This is a genomic window from Bacillus sp. FSL K6-1006, assembly GCF_038593175.1.
Taxonomy (GTDB): Bacteria; Bacillota; Bacilli; order Bacillales; family Bacillaceae; genus Bacillus; species Bacillus safensis.
On sequence record NZ_CP151970.1, the window covers coordinates 2,740,088 to 2,761,397 of the forward strand.

Here is a 21,310-nt window from a genome sequence, read left to right on the forward strand (position 1 = left end):
AGAACCGGCGATATGCCGGTTCTTTTCTTTTGTTCTTATGTTATTCGCGATTCATTAAGCTGTCTAATTCTTCATCCGTCAATTCACGGTACTCTCCAGGTGCTAGATCTTCATCTAAAGAGACAGCCCCCATCGAGAGCCTTTTTAAAAAGATCACTTCATTTCCCACCGCTTGCGCCATCAGCTTCACTTGATGGTACTTCCCTTCAGTAATCGTTAGACGGATGCGTGTATCTTCGTCTTCATTCGCATCTACTTCCACCTTCGCCGGCTTCGTGTGATAATCATCTAAGATGACAACGCCCTCTTCAAGACGCTTAATGTCTTGATCTCCTAAAGGATATTTCAAATGAACCTCATACGTTTTTGGCACATGCTTTTTTGGAGAAAGTAATTGATGAGCAAGCTGTCCATCATTTGTGAGGAGAAGGAGACCGACCGTATCCTTATCCAGTCTCCCCACAGGGAATGGCTCCCTTGCGATATCCTCCGGCTCAAGTAAATCGACAACCGTTTCATCCCGCAGATCTTCAGTTGCTGAGATCACCCCGTCTGGCTTGTTCATCATTAAGTAAATGAATTCTTTATATTCTACACGCTCTCCGTGTACGAGCACTTCATCATTTGATGGATCAACATGATCTTTCACCTGCTTTGCCACTTCTCCATTCACTGTGACCGCCCGGGCCTTGACAAGCTTTTTCACATCTTTTCTTGAACCAAAGCCGCTGTTAGCAAGTAATTTATCAAGCCTCATGAATATCTACCTCTTCTTAACTCTTTTTTCTTAAAAATTTCGGCATACGGCTACCAAGTACACGCTCTAGTAATCCCACCTTATAAGACAAGAACATATACACACCGCCGCCAGTGATCATGGAAATCAAAATGACGATACCCGCTTGTACAATTCCGCCTTCATAAGAAATCACTTGGCTCACAAGTTGACTTGTCACATATGCCACGACAGCCATGATCGCCGTTAAAATACCAATGAGAATAAAACGTTTGAAAATTCTGCGGAACGAATAGCCGGCATGGCGTTTAATCATGATAAACATATACAAGATGGACGCACTGTAGCCTAACGCTGTTGCAAGTACAGAACCATTTCCTTGCAGCCAGCTGATCAGCGGGATGTTCAGAACCGTTTTAATAATGATCCCTAACAAAAGACTGACGATGGCAAATTTTTGTTTGTTGATCCCTTGCAGAATCGCTGCATTAATGGTGAATAAAGAAAACAATAATGCAACAGGTGCATACCAGAACAAAATGGAGATCCCAATCTCAGGATGAACAGACGGATAGAAAAACCAATAAACCGGTCCAGCCAATGCAGAGATACCAAATGAAGCAGGCAGCACGAAAAATAAAATGACTTGCATCGTCTGATCAATTTGTCTATTGAGCAGCTTGTAATTACGTGCTGTAAATGATTCCGTTATCGTCGGAATCAAGGTTAAGCCAAACGCTGTTGCAAGTGACACAGGAATCATCACGAGCTTCGGTAAATATAACGTCACAATGGACAATACCGCTGTGCTAATATCCTGATGTCCTGATGCAATCATGGCTCTGTTAATTGTGTTTGTATCAATATAAGAATAAATTGGAATCGCAAGTCCAACAAATACATACGGCGCTGCATAGCTAAACAGCTCTGTAAACATTTGCTTATAAGATAATTCAGAGTGAGCGCCTGTATTCGGCTGCATAGATAAGAGCCGGTCTTTCCGCTTCAGCCAATATAAATAAAGCGTGAATAAACCGCCAAATGCACCGATCAGTGCGGCAAATGTTGCATATCCGACAGCAATGACAAGCCCGCCGTCAAGCACCTTTAAAATAATAAACGTCGCCGTTAATAGGAAGATGATTCTGACAAGCTGTTCAATCACTTGGGAAACAGCTGTCGGTCCCATCATGGAGTGTCCTTGGAAGAACCCGCGTACAAGACTCATGATCGGTACAACCAAAAGACCTAAGCTGACCATTCGAATCACATATACTACTTGATCGACAGTCAAACCGCCTGTTTCATTTGATCCGCCAAGCTGAATTTTGGCAAAAATCGGTGCGGACAAATATAAAATAGAAAAGGCGATAATCCCGGTGACAAGCATGACCGACATACCCGCCCTGAACATTTTTCTTGTTGTCTCATAATCGCCGATCGCATTATATTTGGAAACAAATTTTGATACCGCTGTTGGAAAACCAAGCGTAGCAATACTTAAAAAGATCGTATATTGATTGTATCCATATTGGAATAACGCTCCACCAGTTGCTCCAACCATTGCGCTAAATGGAATTAAATAAATCATACCCAGAATACGAGAGAGATACGTCCCTATCGTTAAAACCAACGTACCACGAAGCAGTTTATTAGACATGCGCTTAACCACCATTTTTCTAATGAATATTCAACTTAACTATTTTACCACATCAATTCAACACACAGGTAACAAATCCAATACGGAAGTCACAAAACCAATCAATTCATATTTCAGCCTTCCCTAATCTTCGATATAATAGAAAAATGACTGAAAGTAGAAAGAGGAATGTAACATGAAACATTATGATGTCATTGTCATTGGCGGCGGACCTTCTGGGCTGATGGCCGCGATTGCATCAGCAGAGCACGGCGCTACTGTTTTGTTAATTGACAAAGGAAACAAACTTGGCAGAAAGCTGGCCATTTCTGGCGGCGGACGCTGTAACGTCACCAATCGCCTTCCAGTAGAAGAAATCATCAAGCATATACCCGGAAACGGCCGTTTTCTATATAGTGCATTTTCTGAGTTCAACAACGAGGATATTATTTCGTTTTTTGAAAACCTTGGCATTGAACTAAAAGAAGAAGACCATGGACGTATGTTCCCTGTCTCAAACAAAGCACAATCTGTTGTGGATGCCCTTCTAGACAGGCTCCGAGCCCTCAATGTCACCATTCGAACGAACGAAAAAATTAAAACAGTTCTGTATCAAGACGGACAAGCAGCTGGAATTGTTACAAATAATGATGAAAAAATTTCAAGTAAGTCTGTCGTCATTGCTGTCGGCGGAAAAAGTGTGCCGCATACCGGCTCTACTGGTGACGGCTATGCATGGGCAGAAGCAGCCGGTCATACCATTACAGAGCTCTTCCCAACAGAGGTACCGGTCACATCCGATGAACGATTTATTAAAGAAAAAGTGCTTCAAGGTCTTTCTTTAAGAAGTGTGGCTGTCAGTGTCTTAAATAAAAAAGGGAAACCCGTCGTCACACACGTCATGGATATGATCTTTACTCACTTTGGTTTATCAGGTCCAGCTGTTCTTAGATGCAGCGGATTTGTTGTGAAGGAATTGAAAAAACAGCCGAGTGTACGTCTTCAAATTGACTTATATCCGAAGCTGAATGACGAGGAGCTGTTCCAAAAGCTTCATCGTGACCTAAAAGATGAATCAAAGAAAGCCATTAAAAACGTCCTCAAGTCTTGGATGCAAGAACGCTATTTATTGTTTCTGTTAGAACGGAACGGGATTGATCCACAAGACACATTCTCTGGTCTAGCCAAGGATAAACTGCGTGCATTTGCCCATGATTGCAAACATTTTATTGTTCATGCAAATGGTACGCTATCCTTGGACAAAGCGTTTGTGACAGGAGGCGGCGTTTCTGTGAAGGAAATTGAACCGAAGAAAATGGCGTCTAAAAAAATGCCCGGTCTTTATTTCTGCGGAGAAATTTTAGACATCCATGGCTACACAGGCGGCTACAATATCACATCAGCACTTGTGACAGGCAGGCTTGCCGGCATGAATGCTGCACTAGAAGCAAAGGAGAGAGATCAATGATCAGACGTGCATTACCGATTGTTCTTGCGGTCGTTATCAGTTTGACAGCTGCTGTTTTCTTGAAGCTGTCCATTACCCCGTTAAAAGTCGCCATTGTTTTGGCGTTTACCATTTTCGCAGTATGTTTAAAAGAATATGTCTACCGTCTTCGTAAACGAATTGAGGAAAAATCGTCTTCCCATATCGATAGTTGATAAATGGAAGCAAAACATGTTACGGTAAAGTAGAGGTCGAGTGAGAAGCTCGCCTCTTTTTGTTTGAAATAAGTTGAGTTAGGGGATATTAAGCGAAGTCCTCTGCTTAAACGTGTAGAACAACAGGAGAGTGAGATGGTGTGAAAAACGTATCAAGTGTATTTTGGATTGTGATTGCGATCACATTTGTTGCCGTGATGTGGGGAGCGTTTTCTCCAGACACATTGCAAAATGTCACAGATCAAATTCAAACATACATTACAAATGACTTTGGCTGGTATTACTTGTTAGTGGTATCACTGCTTGTCGGCTTTTGTCTATTCTTTATCTTTAGCCCAATCGGTAAGATTACGCTAGGAAAACCGGGGGAAGAGCCTGAATTTGGTTTATTTTCTTGGTTTGCTATGCTATTTAGTGCCGGTATGGGAATTGGTCTTGTTTTTTACGGAGCAGCTGAACCGATCAGCCACTATGCTATTCAGTCACCAACAGGGGAGACTGAAACAGCTCAGGCCTTCCGCGATTCCCTTCGCTATACATTTTTCCACTGGGGGCTTCATGCATGGGCTATTTATGCCATTGTTGCACTTTGCATTGCTTACTTTAAATTTAGAAAAGATGCACCTGGCTTAATCAGTGCAACGCTGCAGCCCGTTTTAGGAAATAAAATTCACGGATGGATCGGTAAAACCATCGATTGTATTGCGGTATTTGCAACTGTGGTTGGTGTTGCAACAAGCCTAGGATTAGGCGCGGCACAAATAAATGGTGGATTGAATTACCTTTTTCATATTCCAATTGCCTTTAGCACACAATTGATCATTATTATCATTGTGACAGTGCTTTTCCTTGCATCTGCTTTAAGCGGGATTGGAAAAGGCATTAAATACTTAAGTAATATCAATATGGTATTAGCAGCTGTTCTGATGTTTTTCTTACTTTTGGTAGGTCCAACTGTTTTTATCTTAAATTCTTTTACTGATTCGATTGGACAATACTTATCCAATATCGTTCAAATGAGCTTTCGTCTATCTCCCAATGATCCTGAAAAGAGAGAATGGATTAATGGATGGACGATCTTTTATTGGGCATGGTGGATTTCTTGGGCTCCATTTGTCGGGATCTTTATCGCTAGAGTGTCACGCGGGCGAACAATTCGCGAATTTTTAGTGGGTGTCTTAGTCGCTCCTTCCATCCTAGTATTCCTATGGTTCTCGATTTTCGGTGTATCTGCAATGGACTTACAGCAAAAGAATATTGTCGATGTTGCAGGTCTTTCAACTGAAACGATGCTCTTCGGTGTACTGAATGAATATCCGCTGGCGATGATTACATCGATACTGGCACTCATTTTAATCGCCGTATTCTTTATTACATCGGCTGATTCAGCTACATTTGTGCTTGGAATGCAGACAACCTACGGATCATTGAACCCTTCTGGCAGTGTCAAAGTCAGCTGGGGCATTATCCAATCGGCTGTTGCTGCTGTGCTTTTATTTTCAGGGGGACTTGAAGCCCTGCAAAATACAGCCAAGCTCGCAGCCTTACCGTTCTCCGTTGTCATTATATTGATGATTGTCTCGCTGTATAAATCACTAAATGATGAACGAAGAATCATCAAACAAACCAATCAAGTCAATAAACCAAGAAGTCCAAGAGTAAAAAAAGCATAATCGCAAGCGAGAAAAAGCCGTTCCTTATCCGAACGGCTTTTTTCTATATATACAATTTAAGATTGTCGCGAGCTTGAGGATTCCTTTAAAATAGTGATGAATCATCACTTTCTACATAATGGAGGTTTATATGACGTTACCTACGTTCAAGTACAACCCAGATCCAGTTTCGTTAAACGTGATCAAAAAAGAGCATACGACATGTCCTATTTGTGAGAAAGAAAGAGATTATGTGTACCATGGCCCTTTTTATACTGTGGAAGATGTGGAGGGAATTTGTCCTTGGTGCATTAAAGATGGATCAGCGGCGAAAAAATACAATGGAACCTTTCAAGACGATGCGAGCTGTGATGATGTCGATCAAGAGGAATATATAGATGAGCTGATCTTCAGAACGCCAGGCTATCACGGATGGCAGCAAGAATATTGGTTAAGTCATTGCGGAGATTTTTGCGCAATCGTCCAGTATGTCGGCTGGAAAGAGATTGAACATCTAGAGGAAGAACTCGCCAAGGATATCGAAGACATTTGCAGCGGCGAAGGATTAACAAAAGAGAACCTAAAGCAATGGCTCGTCAACGGAGGAGACTTACAAGGCTACCTCTTTCAATGTGTTCACTGCCACAAGCATCGTTTATATATTGACGCCAGCTAACCAAAGAAAAAGGACCCTTCAAGCAGGTCCTTTTTTGAAGCCGTCTATTTTTTATATAAAATGAGTGCAGAAAAACAGTAGAGCTGTTCCCCTCCCTGCTCACAGATCACCGCTACATTGTACTTGATGTCAATGATTTGGTCGTCATCCATTCCTTTTAAAAAATGATTGATTTCACTCTGCAAATCTTTCTCATGCTCTTCATCAAATACAGCTACCTTTAGCACCTATGCCACTCTCCCTTCTCTCGCTACTCTATCTTTATGCACATAGAAAGAGGCATATGAACAAAAAAACCTTTCATCGTTAAGATGAAAGGCCTTCTATTTACAGCTTCGGTTTTGTTTCTCCTGTCCAAGCAAGCATCCCGCCAACTACATTTGTCGCTTGGTAGCCTTGATCTTCTAGGTAATAGCAGACATTTTCACTACGTTTACCAGAGCGGCAAATAATATAATATTCCTGCGTTTGATCGAATGCATCCAGCTTCTCAGGGATATCGCCCATTCGAATGTGGATGGCTTCCGGGATCATCCCTTCTGCTACCTCTTCATCCTCACGTACATCGATAAGCTGAATGGCGTCTTCCTGCTCCAGCTTTTGTTTTAATTCTTCTATTGAAATTTCTTTCACTGACACGACTCTCATCTCTCCTTTTCATTACGGTGACACCATTATAGCAAATGATTCACTTCACTGCGTATTCACCCGCTTTGATTGAAGGAAAGACGGCAGCCGCTTCTTCACTTCGGCTGTCTCGTACTCAATTTCAAACTCTACCTTTTTAAAGACTTGATAGGCCAGCCACATATGACCATAGGCGATTATGCTCACACTAAAAAACGGCACGATTCCCGGTAAATAAGCAAACAGAACAAACAGCACAGCCGAGAAAACAAGCATAGAGAGTGTATATTGCAAATATGAGATACCAAGCAGAAGAGAGAATTTCAGATAGAGACGTTTTTTCCAATCGTAATGCGCAAGCAGCGGAAAAATATAAAATAAGCTCACAATAAACAGAAAACCGAAAATATATATAGCAAAGCGAAGCACATGTAAGAGCCAGCTCGCCGGATAGATATAAGCAAGGTCGACATAAATAATCGTTCCAATGATGCATAGCACCACTCCAATGATGTTAGAGCGTATAAACTCCTCCCTGAATACCTTCCAAAAAGTGCGGAATACATTGACCTGCTCATGCCCTTGAATCCACTTTCTCATCACGGAAAATAACGCAGTGGTCGCAGGCATCAAGCCAAATACGCCAAGCCCCAGGATGGTGAACAAAAGCCATAACAAATTCGTATAGGCGAGCCTCATCACCCACTCACACATCCTCAGCATTCTGCTCATTGAACCATCATGATCCATCTCTTTCCCCTCCTCTCTTTCTCTTTACACCGTCTCTTTATGAAACAATTCATCGATTTCAATTGGGCGCTTTTCTGCGACAGAGCGCCACATGCCTTCCCCAAGAGCAATCGAATAAGCACCAGCCTCTGCTCCTGCTAAGATGTCATAGTGAATCAAGGGATCTTTTCCTATAAATAAATCAGCCAAAAGCAGAGGATCTCCTCCGCCATGTCCGCCTGGCTGCTTTACGACTTCAATCGTCTCCTTTGATCCAAACATCGGGTAATAAGAAATTGTTTGTTCTGGGAATTGAAAAGGAATTCTTGATGGCACATGAAACTCATTTGTTTCAATACGCCCCTTCGTCCCATTAATGGCAAGACGATAGCCTTCATATGGGGCTGAGAATTGAATCGAATAGCTGAGCAAAGCCCCTTGGTCATAAGCGACTGACGCCACATATGTATCCTCAATATCAATTTCCTGATCAAAAATGCAGGCATCAGGGCGATAGTTTGAGTACTGCTGCGTTTGCTCCTGACCGGATTCAATATGGTCGTCCTCCACCTTCGAGCGCTCAACCCGCGGATTCCACCTTGCTTCATAGTGACATATATCCTTCACATGACATGTTCCGCAAAATCTATTTTCCTCCCCCTGCAAGGGATTCCAAGTGCTTTCGCTGCCGTAATAGTTCAGCGCCCCGTAAGCAAATACTTGCTTCGGCTTTTGATCAATCCACCAGTTGACCAAATCAAAATGATGCGTCGACTTATGAATGGACAGCCCGCCAGAAAATTGACGTGTGCGATTCCACCTTTTGAAATAACTAGCACCATGGTACGTATCAATGAGCCAGCTCAGTTCAACAGATGTGACCCTTCCAATTTTCCCGTCTAAAATAAGTTCTTTTACTTTTCGATGGAAAGGATTGTAGCGATAATTAAAGGTGACCGTGACCTTCCCTTTACTTTCCGCCTCTTTTTCCATCACTTTTTTGGCGTCTTTTGCTGTTGTCACCATCGGCTTTTCAGTGATGACATCTAGATCATGGTCAAGTGCCTGCATGATATATGTGACATGGGTGTCATCCCTGCCTGCCACAATGACGATATCTGGCTTTGTTTCCTTGACCATCTGATCAAATGCATCTTCATGAAAAAACGAAACGCCCCGGAGTGATGGAAAACGCTCCTGACAAAGTGTATACCGCTGATGATCTATATCTAGGAGTCCTGTAATCCGATAATGCTCATTGAAATCCTCTGTGAGCGGTTTAATAAACATATTGAACGCACGATGGCTCAGCCCGCAAATCACGACCCGTTTCACATTCCCCACCCCATTTTCTATTGGTTTTCACGAAGCTGTTTCATAAGAGACAGCGCCTCTTCCGTCTTATCAGCATACACGGGAATGAAAGCGACCATATCTCGGTGTAATTGAAAGGTATAGCCGTTGAGTTTTTTCTTTCCTTTATTGATTTGAACTGCATAATCGACCGTTTTCCCTGTCTTTTTGTCCTCGACCGTATATGGTCCTGCTGCTTGACCGCCTATTTCCATCTCTTCAAGCAGCTGAAAGCTTTCAGGATCATCATATGTTCTGAACATTTCTTCTGGAACAAGCATCACGTCCCCCTCTTTTGAGGTAATTTCAACAAGAAGCTTTTCAGGAATCGCCGGAAAGATGTGGACGCTATACGTCTCTTGTTCCGGCTGAAAAGCCTTCTCCACTAATTGATCCTTCATCCCCTTTGACATATCAGAAAAAATCAGGACATCGATCCCGTTTGTTTTCCCCTGACAGGCAGATAAACAAATGGCAGCGATGAAACTGATGAGCCATACGGCGGCTCTTTTTTGCCACCTCATGCCTTTTGAAAAACAGACAGCTTTTCTAGCTCAGTTAACGCCATAATAAAAGCGCCTGCCCCGTGCAAGTCATTAGTGCTCCGCTCTCTTCCAACGTAGTAATCATAAAATCCCGCAGATGTTCCAATACAAATATCATTGATGGTAAAATCACCATTTTCTTTCTCAGCCGTCTTATGCTGAATCAAGCCTTGATATGCTCTGACCACATGATCAACATAACGGAGGCTCACATACCCTTCATTCATGGCCTTTGCCATGGCATACATGAATAAACACGATCCCGAGCTTTCAAGCCAATTGTCACTGTGATTTCCTTTATCAATGATTTGATGCCAGAGACCTGTCTTTTGATCCTGGTACTTTGCCACACTTTCCAGCATGTCTGTCAGCGTTTCCTTCCACACCTTCCGCCTTTCATGATGCTCGGGCAGATCCTCGATCATATCTGCTAATGCAAGGACATACCAGCCAAACGATCTTGCCCAAAACTCTGGGGAACAGCCGGTCTTTTGATCAGCCCATGGCATCGTTTTCCGTTCATCCCACGCGTGATAATACAGACCTGTTTGTTCATCTTTCGTATGCTTTCTCATGAGATGCTCTTGATGGATGACCATATCCACTAGTGACTCTTCACCTTTAAGCTGAGCATACTTTAAGGCAAAAGGACCGCCCATGTAGAGACCATCCAGCCACATTTGATAAGCATAATTGTCTTTATGCCAAAATCCGCCCTCAGACGTGCGGTTTAGCGTACGATATAGTCCGCGCAGCTTCTCCGCCGCCAGCACATACCGCTTCTCTCTCGTTCGTTCGTAAAGAGGGAATAAAATGAGTCCTGCTTGAATGGCATCAAGCTCATCCCTGCGAAATAACAGATTACCGTACTCATCAATGAGGGAGTCCGCATAGTTTTTCACATAATCGAAATACGCCTCGTTCCCTGTTGCCTCATATAGCTTCATGACCCCGCAAAGGAAAACGCCTTGATGATAATGCCACCTTCCAGCTGGCGGCAGCTCAATTGGTGTATACGCTTTAATAATGGTTTGTGCTAATTTCTCTGCATGCTCAAGCGGTGATCCCTTTTCAATCGATAAAGTCATTCTTCCTCATCTCCTTTTTTAATAAATACCTTCTTCCCCGAATTTCTTCGCTAAACGGTTTGCCAGCATGACCAAAATAAGTCCAACGGCTGCTTTAAATAAACCAACAGCAGTACTATAGCTGAATTGTCCTTGCTTAAGACCTGCTGTATAAACGTACGTATCAAAAATCTCTGCTACTTCCCGGTTCGTTGCGTTCAGTAATAGATAGACATGCTCAAAGCCAAGCTCAAGCGTATCACCGATTTTTAAAATAAGCAGAACCACAATAACACTTTTAATGGCAGGAAGTGTGATGTGCCACATTTGTCTCAGTCTCCCGGCCCCATCCATTTTTGCTGCTTCATATAGCTGCGGATCTACCGCTGTAATCGCCGCAAGGTAAATGATTGTTGACCATCCTGCTTCCCGCCAGATTACCTGTAAAATGTACATCGGTCTAAACCATTCCTGACTAAGAAGGAAGTTAATCTTTTCTCCTCCAAAGAAAGCAATCAATTCATTCATTAACCCGCCATCTACTGTTAACAAAACAAAAGATAAGGACACGACAATCACCCATGACATGAAGTGAGGGATATAAATCATCGTCTGTACAAATTTCTTAAACAATGCCAATCTCACTTCATTTAAAAGAAGGGCTAATAAGATCGGAATTGGAAAGAAAATCACGACATTCATGGCAAATAAAATCAGTGTATTTTTTAATAAGATGAAAAATGTTGGTTCTGTAAACAATCGAATAAAGTGTTTGAATCCAACCCACTCACTGCCAAGAATGCCGAGAAACGGCTGGTAATCTTGAAAGGCAATGATGAGCCCCCACATTGGCACATATTTAAAAACAATAAAATAAATGAGCCCCGGCAAAATCATTAAATACAAAAACTTTTGACTAAGCAATTGATTAAGTAAGCGCTTTCTTTTTTCGCTTTTCAAAGCTGCCGCAGGCACACCCTTGGCAGTGACATCCTCTGTTTTCATTGATAAAGCCTCCCCTCATGCTAATGCATGTGTTAACTGTATCTTAAGGATGAAAAATCCGTCTACAATCATATCAACAGATCATATTTTCATAGGTGATGCTACTCAAAACGTTACATAAAACATAAGAAAATGATCCTAATCTCAGAAAATGATTATTGACAAACCTACCAGATTTTTGGATTAATAAATTAAGGGGAAAAGATTGTTTTGTTTGAAATGGGGGGTTTTATGAAAAGAAGGCAGTACAAATTTTATTACAAGCTAGTGACGTTTTTTTTCATACTTAGTACGATTCCTGTTATCATTGTCGGCATTTTTTCTTATCAGCATTCACAAAAAACAGCACTTGAAAATATCTCAAATGAAAAGCTCGACAGCGTTAAACAAACGCAATCCAATATTGAGCATATTTTAAAAACTGTTGATCATTCTCTCACTCACTATGTCAGTTCGCCGCCTCTCCTTCAAACACTGGCAGAACCTTTAAATCCAGACCAATTCCAGCTTTATAATCAAGTACAGCAGGAACTGAACTACCTGCAAACCTTTGACACCGATCTTTCCAATATTACACTCGTCAGTAAAATGGAAGACTGGTACATGAACAATTCGGGGCTTTATCATGTCACAAGCGAAGACCAAGAAAAAGCGCTGACCTCTTACCTCAATATACCAAGTCACTCCAGCTGGGCACTTGAAGAGAATAATCCACTTGTTGCGACAAAAGAAGGAAAAGCATCCTTTTGTAAGTACAATGTGAATTTAATCAAACAACTGCCTATGAACAGCGTTCAAAAAAAGGGAATCGCTGTCGCCAGCATTCCAAGCTGCGTCATTGCTGATAACATGCCTGACTTCTCTCAATCGGATAGTATGTTTGTGATCGATACAAACGGAAAAGTGCTGCTACATAATCGCAAAGAACAAATTGGTGAATCGCTGAAACATCAAGATATCGTCAAACATGTGCTCTCACTTGAAAAACGATCAGGCCAATTTGATATGAAGATCGACGAACTCAACTATCAAATCACATTTCAAAAATCAGATTATAATGAATGGACGTACCTATCCTTTGTTTCTATTCCAGAACTTAAGCAGCAAACGAAATCAATCGGATGGATTACCTTTATTATCTGCACTGTTTTGTTAGCGCTTTCATTGCTATTTTCATGGTTCGGTTCTAGACACTTTTATAAACCAATCCGCTTATTATACGAGTCATTTGCACGCAATGAATCATTTTTGCAAAAACAGCCTTTTCAAAATGAATTTGAGTTGATTGAATCGAGTATTAAACAAATGAAAGATCAAAACAATGATTTAGAGGAACGGATTGAGCAGCAAGTGACACACTTACAGCAATACTTTATGGTACGGCTGCTGCTTGGAAAGCTGACAGATGAAGAAGTTAACAACCGGTTCCAAAGCTTAGGCTTTCCTCAGGGCTGGTCTCATTTGTCCATGCTTGTGACCCAAATCGATACATTAAAAGGAACACCTTTTGAAAAAAAAGATGCTGACTTGCTTTTATTTGCGATCAATGGACTGATCGAGCAGATTATTCCGCAAGAGGAGCACCTTCAGCCAACCGTTGTCAATCAGCATCAAACAACGATTATCCTCAACCACTCAAAGTCAGATGAAGAGTTTACTGAATATTTAAATCAATTAGCAGAAAGCATTCAGCTGCGTATTGAAGAAGAGCTTGGTTTATCGATCAGCATTGGAATTAGCCGCCAGTTTAAAGAACTCACGATGGCAAAACATGCTTACATTGAAGGAAAAGAAGCCTTAAAATACAGACTTAAAGCAGAGAAAAAGTCCATTATCTTATATGAGCATATTCAGCAAGGAAAGACGTTCAAAACCCATTTTCCAAAGCAGCTGCAGCATGATTTATTTGATGCGATGAAAGCTGGCGATCAAGGCAAGGCGGATCACTATTTACATGTGCTCCTGCAATCCATTTTCTCTAAAAATGCAGGACCGCACGAATACCATATCGCCCTCGCTCGTTTTTTAAACAATTTAATCGAGCTGATGCATTTGCTGGGCATTGAATTATTTGAGGTCGAAGATAACAAAATGCTCTATGATACGATTTTTGAATTTAAAACCTTTGAAGATACAGAAGCATGGCTGAAACATGAAATCATTCGGCCAATTATTGACCAGCTTGCTGCACGTGAAGACTCACAATACAAAAACATCTCAGAAAAAATCATTCATATTATTCATCAAGAATTCGACTCAGATCTCACATTGGATGAAATCGCCACACGCCTGCATTACAATCCAAATTATTTAAGCAGTATTTTCAGAAAGGAAATGGATATCTCCTTTAGTGAATATCTCTCTTCCTACAGACACCATGTCGCTAAAAACTGGCTAGTAGAAACCGATATGTCTGTCAAAGAAATTTCGGAAAAACTGAAATATAAAAACCCGCAAAATTTCATCCGGTCCTTTAAAAAGCTGGAAGGTACAACTCCTGGGAAATACCGCGACCAGAAAAAAGGCTCGTAAGACAAAGAGTCCCGCTCTCACAAGAAAGCGGGACTCTTTTATTTAAACTGTTCATTTAAGATGCTGTCTTCCAGCACGGAAAGCGGCTCTCCATACACACGTTCAATATGAGCTGCTCCCCAATCGCATAGCGCATTGAGGATTCTTTCGAGCGACTGTCCGTATTCACTTAATTCATATTCCACTTTAGGCGGCACCTGTTCATAGACAATCCGATTAATGACCCCGTCACTTTCAAGCTCTCTCAGCTGCTGCGTCAGCATTTTTTGTGTGATGTTTGGCATGAGCCGCTTCAATTCGCTCGTTCGTTTTTTCCCGTGTGTCAAATGACATAAAATCACACACTTCCACTTCCCGCCTATGACCTCAAGCGTTGCTTCCACAGAGATATTATATTTTTTCTTTTCCATCGAATGTTCACTCCTCTTTGTACGAACAGGCACTTTTTAGTACCTATATTACAAAAAAGTACGTACTTTTTTTTTCGTCATCTATGTTAGATAATAACTCTTGCCGATCGGCTTCGTCTATCAAAATGTCATCACAGAAGGATGTGAACTTACTTATGAAGAAAAAGCAAAACCATTTTGCTCTTCTCGCACTAGCGATTAGTGCTTTTGCTATAGGAACAACTGAGTTCATTAGTGTCGGTCTTTTGCCAATGATCTCAGAGGACTTTGGAGTGAGCGTCAGTCAGGCGGGCTGGACTGTCTCTTTATATGCACTTGGTGTCACATTTGGCGCGCCTATATTGACTTCTCTTACTTCCACGATGAAAAGAAAGACATTGCTTTTGCTCATTATGCTCGTCTTTTTGATTGGTAATACACTTGCCACCATTGCCCCGACTTTTTCAGTGCTGTTAATCGGCCGGGTGATTTCAGCCTTGTCCCATGGAATCTTCATGTCCATCGGTTCTACGATTGCTGCAAGCCTTGTCGTGAAAGAAAAACGGGCAAGCGCGATTGCCTTTATGTTCACTGGTTTAACAGTAGCGACTGTGACAGGTGTGCCATTCGGAACATTTCTTGGTCATGAGCTCGGCTGGCGGACATCATTTGGTGTGATTGTGATCATTGGTCTAATCGCACTGATATCCAACTATTTTCTTGTGCCGTCTCAATTAAAGCAGGGTGTGAAAACATCTTTTAAAGATCAAGCTGTCCTATTAAAAACAAAAAGAATTTTGCTTTTATTTGTCATTACAGCCACAGGGTATGGAGGAACCTTTGTCGTCTTCACGTATTTATCTCCTCTCTTGCAGCATGTGACAGGGCTTGCGCCTGGGGCTGTGGCCTTGATCCTGCTTTTATACGGAATCACGATCGCAGCCGGAAATGTCATTGGCGGAAAAGCTGCTAATGAACAGCCAATGAAAGCACTGATCTATATGTTTATTATCCAAAGCATCATCTTGTTTATCCTTAGCTTCACTGCAGGATTCACAGTGTTAGGCATTGGAACCGTCATGCTGATGGGGCTGTTTGCTTTCATGAATGTGCCTGGGCTGCAAGTAGCCGTCGTTGATTTTGCAGAAAGATACACACCTGGAGCGGTCGACGTCGCATCAGCTATGAATATCGCTGCCTTTAATGCCGGTATTGCCATTGGATCATTTTTAGGAGGCATCGTGACAGATACACTTGGTCTTGTGCATACAGGCTGGGTCGGCGGCATCATGGTCCTCATCGCAGCCATTCTTACGATGATCAGCTATCAAATGGAACAAAAAGAACAAACACAAACCATTTAAAGGAGTTTTTATGATGGAACATTTACAAAGTACAAAAACATTAAACAATGGGGTCCTCATGCCAGGCTTTGGCCTTGGTGTATTCAAGGTGGAAGATGGAGCTGAATTAGTTGATGCTGTCAAAACAGCCATTCAATTAGGCTATCGCAGTATTGATACAGCGGCTATTTACGGAAATGAAGAAGGTGTTGGACGAGGCATACAGCTTGGTTTAGCAGAAACAGGACTGCGCCGTGAGGACATCTTTGTCACCTCAAAAGTGTGGAATGCCGATTTAGGATATGAATCTACTCTAAATGCATACGAAGAAAGCTTAAAAAAGCTTCAGCTTGACTACCTTGATCTGTATTTAATCCATTGGCCGGTTGAAGGAAAATACAAAGAAGCTTGGCGTGCACTGGAAACCTTGTATCGTGAAGGAAAGGTCAGAGCCATCGGAGTGAGCAACTTCCAGCCGCATCACCTAGACGAGCTATTAAAAGATGCAGACATCAAACCAGCGATCAACCAAGTAGAATTTCATCCAAAACTAACGCAGGAAACACTCTATACGTATTTGAACTCTCATGGCATTCAAATGGAAGCTTGGTCACCGCTGATGCAGGGTGAACTGCTGCATCACCCGCTGATCACAGAGCTCGCAGACACATACGGTAAAACACCTGCTCAAATTATTTTGCGCTGGGATGTACAAAAAGGTGTCATCACCATCCCAAAATCAACGAAAGCACATCGTTTAAAGGAAAACGCTGATATATTTGATTTTGTCTTATCTGATGAAGATATGAAACGTCTTTCTGACTTAAATGAAAACAAACGTATCGGTCCAGATCCAGATAACTTCGACTTTTAATCAAAACACCCCCGCCTTTTTGCTTTGCGGGGGTGTTCTTTTTGATCATTTTGATTTTTTAAAGGAAGCTTCATATTCTTCTATGATTTTATTCCCACCATTGGATTTCCACTTCTCTACATCCTTCTGAAATTGATCTTCACTGATGTCTCCAAGAATGAACTTATACGTCGCATCATCGATGATTTTCTTCAATTCGTTTCCACGCTCTGATGCTGTTTCTGAATACAGGCTTTCAGCAGGATTGGCAACGATGATGTTTTGATTGTCTTCTTCTAGCTCTTCATATTTAGAACGTACTGCATCCCCTTTATTTTTTAAGTAACGTTTATCAATTCCTACAAGACTGACAAGCGGCTGTACATCTGTCTGCCAGCCTTTCACTTGGCTTTCTTCCCTGACAAATGTATTTCCTTCTTCTTTCTTATAATGCTTGCCATCTATACCGTACGTCATGAGACCATATACATCTTCTTCGGCAATACGGTCAAAGAAAGCCAAAATCCGCTTTAATTCCGCCTCTGATTTCACGCTTGTTTTAGGGAATGCAAAGATGCCATTATGCCCCCCTGATGCCCACACACGTTCTTTGCCATCTGGGCCTTTGATTCGGTTGATAATATCTACTTTCATGTTTTTATCTGTCGCATCATCTCTCAGGTTCACGGCATCTACCATATTTCCAACATAGATACCTGCTTTTCCTTGTGAGAATAATTCCTGCTGCTGTGTTTTGCTTGTCACTGGGAAGTCTTTGTTGATATAGCCATTGTCGCGCAGCTTTTTCATGTATTTCATTGTATTCATGTACTCATCTGTCATAAAGTCCGGCGTGAATTTCCCGTTTTCTTCTTTCCAGTCTGTCGGCATTCCTTCATATGAACCAAGCGTTTTAAATGCGCCATAAATTAAATCGTTCCGATCCGTAAAGCCAATTGTATCGGCTTTTCCGTTTTGATTCGGGTCTTTTTCCGTAAAGGCTTTGGCTACTTCATACAGATCATCCAATGTTTTTGGTGTATCCAAATTTAAATTTTCAAGCCAATCCTTTCGAATGACAATCCCTTGTCTTGAAAGTGGTCTTTCTCTATAGATGCCATAAAGCTTGCCGTCTATAGAAGCGTTTTTATTAATCAGTTCGTTCATCTTACTTAAATTTGGATAATCCTTTAAATACGGACCGACTTCCCAGAACATGCCTGATCTGAACGCATTAATCGCAGACGAATTTTTAATGTCTTGAATCGTCACAATTTGCGGCAAATTCCCTGCTGCAAGTGCGGAATTTAAACGATCTTCCTTCACAGCATCAGGCACCCATGTAATATCAAGCTCTGTATTTGTTAGTTTTTCAATCTCTTTTAAAACTGAATCCTTCGGCGGCTGCTGATGATATAAAATCGCCATCCATGTCAGCTTTACCTTTTTGTCTAAATCAACCTTCTCATCTGATGAGTTTGCCCCTTTACTTGAACATGCTGACAGAAGACCGCTTGCTGCAAATAACAGAACAAACGCAATCAGCCATAATTTCTTTCTCCCCATATGATCCCTCCGTTGTTCCATCTTTTTAACCCTTTACAGAACCTAGCAATGCCCCTTTGTTGAAATGCTTTTGAATAAATGGATAGACAAGCAGAACCGGAATGGTTGCCACAACAATCACAGCCATTTTAATCGTCTGGTCTGGCGGTGGGGTGGATGAGCCCATATCCGACATATCTCCCTGCATTCCGCTTGAGACAATAACAATCTGTCTCAGCAGTACTTGAATCGGCCACTTCACTGAATCATTTAAATACAGAATGGCAGTCATATACGTATTCCAATACGTCACGGCATAAAAAAGTGAAATAGTAGCAATGGCTGGCAAAGAAAGTGGGAGCACAATTTTAAAGAAAATCCCTAAATCGTTACAGCCGTCCATCTTCGCTGATTCCTCAAGGCTTGCCGGTATGTTTTGAAAGAAGTTTTTCAAAATGATTAAGTTGAACGCATTGATTGCAACCGGGAGAATAAGTGACCAATAGGTATCAAGCAGACCAAGTGTTTTCACCACAATAAACGTCGGAATCATACCTCCGCTAAACAGCATCGTGAAAACAACGAGAAACATCAGTGTTCTCCGGCCTTTTAGCTCCTGACGAGACAGCCCGTATGCCATAAGCGAGGACAAAAACATGCTGACAGCTGTTCCAACGAGCGTCACAAGAATGGACACAATGAGGCTGCGATACACAATATCTGTAGAAAAAATATATCGATATGCCTCTAGAGAAAACGTCGTCGGGAACAAAATAAACTTCTTCGTGATGACCTCTTCTACTGTTGCAAAAGAGGCGGCAATGACATGGATGAACGGAAGCACACATATTAATGCGAACATGAGTAGAAAAGAGTAATTAAATAAATTGAACAATCGGCCTTTAATAGAACGATCTATGTTCATCACGCCCTTTCTTTGAAAGCGTTATCATTTCATCTGAAAGTAAGCTGCAGCCTGTGACGATATCGTGATTAAAATGTAACAAACGGGGGAAGAAAGCGTCTATAATCATTTTGACAGACCAACTGGATAGATCATGTCAGCCGTGCTTTTATGCTCATGAAACAAAAGAATAAGATCATTAGCTCATGACATGATTATGCCTTATGCTCGATCATTTTCTTCGAGGATTTCCGTCGTATTGACATCTGGTTCATAGCCTAACTCCAGTTTCGTTTTCTCAGTAGACCACGGCTTTTCTTCATTTTCTGATACAGCATAATAGGTCCCAAAGGGAATATCCGATTCAACCGCTGCCTTTATCATACCTGTAAGATCCTCATGTGACAGCAGAGTTCTTTTAGTTCTTTGCTTTTTGTGCAATGCCTTCATCTCATCTGTTACAACTGTTCCAATTCTTAAATTGATGACAGACATTCCCGATTGATCGTGGAACAAACGTCCCAGCTGTTCGGAAGCAAACTTTAATATGCCATAGACATTTTTAGTCGCAGGCACATCGTCAGTTGTAATCTGCCGTCCAAGTAAGGAGCGTCCATCCTCTTCATAACGATCCGTCACATGGTTGCTGCTTGCAAAAATGACTTTTCGTATGCCATGCCGCGCGGCTGAACGAAACATATAATAGGTACTCCTCCAAAAAATATCAGTCATTTTTGCAAATTCTTCATGATCCATCACATCATGCGTCATTTCCATGTTTAGAAGATGCAAGATGACATCTGTATCCCGCGGAATTGCCTCATATAGATTCTGTTCATTCGCTGCATCGGCTAAAATGACTCCTTCTACACAGTTTGTTAGATCAATAATCGTGACGCTGTACTCATCAGAGAGCGCTTTTGTTAAAAGACGTCCAATCACACCGCATCCGCCAATGATGGTGATTTTTTTCATCTGTCTCCTCCTTTCTTTTGACGTAGTATGTCCAAGCGTTTCTTGATTACAGCCACTTTTTCAAAAATCGTGTCGCCTCGTGACGCATAGCGGCTGTTTCAAAATGACCTGCATGAAGACGGGTAAGCTGATATCGTTCTTTCAATGAAGCAGCTTCATAGGTTTGACTCAATACTTTTTGAATCCTTCCAACGCCTTCAGCAGGCGTGAGCTGATCAAGCTTTCCAACTAAGCTTAAATGCGGTCTTGGAAAAATCATTTCTTGAATGTCCGCTGCTGTAAAATGCTTCGCCAAGCTCGGTACATAGTAATAAAAGCCATGTCTGTCCAAATTGTTCGTTTCAATTAATGTATGATGGTCCACCTGTGCACAAAGATCAATACACACACTGACCCTCTCATCAAGTGCAGCCGTCCACCAGGAAAGAAGACCGCCCATTGACATCCCAAAGACAGCTAACCTGTCCGCCAGCACATCAGATCGAGACAGCAAATAATCAATCGCACACATACTTTCATACAGCATCATGCCCCACATCACTTTTCCTGTTAAAAGCATTTCCTTAAAAATTTCACTTTCTGTTCTTCCTCTTCTCTCACCAAACCCTGCATGATCAATGGCCAGTACACTATATCCTTTAGACGTAAACTCTTTTGCATATGAAGGCGTTTGCAAATAATGAGCACCTTTTAACAGCTCTTCCTTCCCATTCACGTAATTCCCGCCATGTGAATGCTGGAACAGCACAACGGGTCTTTTTTTCACCGTATCCTTCGGTTTCACGAAATAAGCAGGGACTTCCTCTACACCATTCATAGAGAGAATGAGAGTTTCAACCACATATGATTCACGTTCTTCCATTTTTAACGTATAAGACTCCACGCGATGACGTTCTGGCATTTCTCCTAACAGACTGAGCAGTTGTTCACGTTTGCTTTCCTTTTCCATTGACGTCACTCCTCATTTTCTTGATCACCTGTTAAAATACGAGACCGATGCGGGAATCACCTTGTTTTCGACAAAATTATGTCCCGGGAAATAAAGAACACCCACCGGTTCATACCGATGGGTGTCATC

The 21,310-nt window shown here is 41.8% G+C and carries 21 protein-coding genes; 7 read left to right on the forward strand and 14 right to left on the reverse strand.

Translation table 11 applies throughout. From position 1 onward, the window contains the following. Positions 1-40: 40 nt before the first annotated feature. Both NSS65_RS14235 and NSS65_RS14240 read right to left on the reverse strand, forming a co-directional pair. On the reverse strand, positions 41-757 hold the full coding sequence (locus tag NSS65_RS14235) for a pseudouridine synthase (protein ID WP_046312109.1): 717 nt from the start codon (positions 755-757) through the stop codon (positions 41-43). Between the two features lie 16 nt (positions 758-773). Beyond that, positions 774-2,396 (reverse strand): polysaccharide biosynthesis protein, encoded by a 1,623-nt coding sequence (locus NSS65_RS14240; protein WP_065214506.1) that lies wholly within the window; start codon positions 2,394-2,396, stop codon positions 774-776. Positions 2,397-2,571: 175 nt separating this feature from the next. Here NSS65_RS14240 and NSS65_RS14245 point away from each other — a divergent pair, with 175 nt between their 5' ends. From NSS65_RS14245 to NSS65_RS14260, 4 genes are all read left to right on the forward strand, one after another. Then, the gene (locus tag NSS65_RS14245; RefSeq protein WP_065214505.1) at positions 2,572-3,843 is read left to right on the forward strand and encodes an NAD(P)/FAD-dependent oxidoreductase; all 1,272 of its coding nucleotides are present in this window, start codon (positions 2,572-2,574) and stop codon (positions 3,841-3,843) included. After that, complete coding sequence (locus NSS65_RS14250) at positions 3,840-4,037, forward strand: hypothetical protein (protein WP_024424878.1); 198 nt, start codon at positions 3,840-3,842, stop codon at positions 4,035-4,037. The genes NSS65_RS14245 and NSS65_RS14250 overlap by 4 nt, the downstream gene beginning before the upstream one ends. A 140-nt stretch (positions 4,038-4,177) precedes the next feature. Beyond that, complete coding sequence (locus NSS65_RS14255) at positions 4,178-5,710, forward strand: BCCT family transporter (RefSeq protein ID WP_034279475.1); 1,533 nt, start codon at positions 4,178-4,180, stop codon at positions 5,708-5,710. Between the two features lie 130 nt (positions 5,711-5,840). Beyond that, positions 5,841-6,365: a CbrC family protein gene (locus NSS65_RS14260; protein WP_214755479.1), complete on the forward strand. Its 525-nt coding sequence runs from the start codon at positions 5,841-5,843 to the stop codon at positions 6,363-6,365. Between the two features lie 44 nt (positions 6,366-6,409). Here NSS65_RS14260 and NSS65_RS14265 read toward each other — a convergent pair whose 3' ends face one another. The 7 genes from NSS65_RS14265 to NSS65_RS14295 all read right to left on the reverse strand — a co-directional run bounded on the left by NSS65_RS14265 (position 6,410) and on the right by NSS65_RS14295 (position 11,691). After that, on the reverse strand, positions 6,410-6,592 hold the full coding sequence (locus tag NSS65_RS14265; protein WP_024424881.1) for a sporulation protein Cse60: 183 nt from the start codon (positions 6,590-6,592) through the stop codon (positions 6,410-6,412). Positions 6,593-6,692: 100 nt separating this feature from the next. Then, a complete protein-coding gene (locus tag NSS65_RS14270) occupies positions 6,693-7,004 on the reverse strand; it encodes a rhodanese-like domain-containing protein (RefSeq protein ID WP_065214504.1) in 312 nt (103 codons plus the stop codon). Between the two features lie 54 nt (positions 7,005-7,058). Beyond that, positions 7,059-7,742, reverse strand: a complete 684-nt coding sequence (locus NSS65_RS14275) for a YesL family protein (RefSeq protein ID WP_061109497.1) — start codon at positions 7,740-7,742, stop codon at positions 7,059-7,061. Positions 7,743-7,766: 24 nt separating this feature from the next. Beyond that, the gene (locus tag NSS65_RS14280; protein ID WP_046312120.1) at positions 7,767-9,056 is read right to left on the reverse strand and encodes a Gfo/Idh/MocA family oxidoreductase; all 1,290 of its coding nucleotides are present in this window, start codon (positions 9,054-9,056) and stop codon (positions 7,767-7,769) included. A gap of 17 nt (positions 9,057-9,073) precedes the next feature. Further along, the gene (locus tag NSS65_RS14285; RefSeq protein ID WP_046312122.1) at positions 9,074-9,598 is read right to left on the reverse strand and encodes a hypothetical protein; all 525 of its coding nucleotides are present in this window, start codon (positions 9,596-9,598) and stop codon (positions 9,074-9,076) included. After that, on the reverse strand, positions 9,595-10,707 hold the full coding sequence (locus tag NSS65_RS14290) for a glycoside hydrolase family 105 protein (protein ID WP_046312126.1): 1,113 nt from the start codon (positions 10,705-10,707) through the stop codon (positions 9,595-9,597). Before NSS65_RS14290 ends, NSS65_RS14285 begins: the two co-directional genes overlap by 4 nt. An 18-nt stretch (positions 10,708-10,725) precedes the next feature. Next, entirely contained in the window at positions 10,726-11,691 is a 966-nt protein-coding gene (locus NSS65_RS14295; RefSeq protein ID WP_024424886.1) for a sugar ABC transporter permease, read from the reverse strand. A gap of 231 nt (positions 11,692-11,922) precedes the next feature. Between NSS65_RS14295 and NSS65_RS14300 the strand changes: the two genes are divergently transcribed. Continuing rightward, entirely contained in the window at positions 11,923-14,223 is a 2,301-nt protein-coding gene (locus NSS65_RS14300; protein ID WP_342467314.1) for a helix-turn-helix domain-containing protein, read from the forward strand. Positions 14,224-14,261: 38 nt separating this feature from the next. Here the strand turns inward: NSS65_RS14300 and NSS65_RS14305 are convergent, their stop codons facing one another. Beyond that, positions 14,262-14,633: a winged helix-turn-helix transcriptional regulator gene (locus NSS65_RS14305; RefSeq protein WP_003217763.1), complete on the reverse strand. Its 372-nt coding sequence runs from the start codon at positions 14,631-14,633 to the stop codon at positions 14,262-14,264. Between the two features lie 155 nt (positions 14,634-14,788). Here NSS65_RS14305 and NSS65_RS14310 point away from each other — a divergent pair, with 155 nt between their 5' ends. Together NSS65_RS14310 and NSS65_RS14315 are read left to right on the forward strand one after the other, a co-directional pair. Continuing rightward, entirely contained in the window at positions 14,789-15,976 is a 1,188-nt protein-coding gene (locus NSS65_RS14310) for an MFS transporter (protein WP_024426203.1), read from the forward strand. A 10-nt stretch (positions 15,977-15,986) separates the two neighbouring features. Further along, the gene (locus NSS65_RS14315; protein WP_024426204.1) at positions 15,987-16,829 is read left to right on the forward strand and encodes an aldo/keto reductase; all 843 of its coding nucleotides are present in this window, start codon (positions 15,987-15,989) and stop codon (positions 16,827-16,829) included. A 45-nt stretch (positions 16,830-16,874) separates the two neighbouring features. Here the strand turns inward: NSS65_RS14315 and NSS65_RS14320 are convergent, their stop codons facing one another. The 4 genes from NSS65_RS14320 to NSS65_RS14335 all read right to left on the reverse strand — a co-directional run bounded on the left by NSS65_RS14320 (position 16,875) and on the right by NSS65_RS14335 (position 21,181). Continuing rightward, entirely contained in the window at positions 16,875-18,374 is a 1,500-nt protein-coding gene (locus NSS65_RS14320) for an extracellular solute-binding protein (protein WP_024426205.1), read from the reverse strand. Positions 18,375-18,399: 25 nt separating this feature from the next. After that, positions 18,400-19,260 (reverse strand): carbohydrate ABC transporter permease, encoded by an 861-nt coding sequence (locus NSS65_RS14325; protein ID WP_087976618.1) that lies wholly within the window; start codon positions 19,258-19,260, stop codon positions 18,400-18,402. A 219-nt stretch (positions 19,261-19,479) separates the two neighbouring features. After that, the gene (locus tag NSS65_RS14330) at positions 19,480-20,232 is read right to left on the reverse strand and encodes an NAD(P)-dependent oxidoreductase (RefSeq protein ID WP_268436333.1); all 753 of its coding nucleotides are present in this window, start codon (positions 20,230-20,232) and stop codon (positions 19,480-19,482) included. A gap of 46 nt (positions 20,233-20,278) precedes the next feature. Further along, positions 20,279-21,181 (reverse strand): dienelactone hydrolase family protein, encoded by a 903-nt coding sequence (locus NSS65_RS14335; protein ID WP_268436334.1) that lies wholly within the window; start codon positions 21,179-21,181, stop codon positions 20,279-20,281. Positions 21,182-21,310 lie beyond the last annotated feature (129 nt).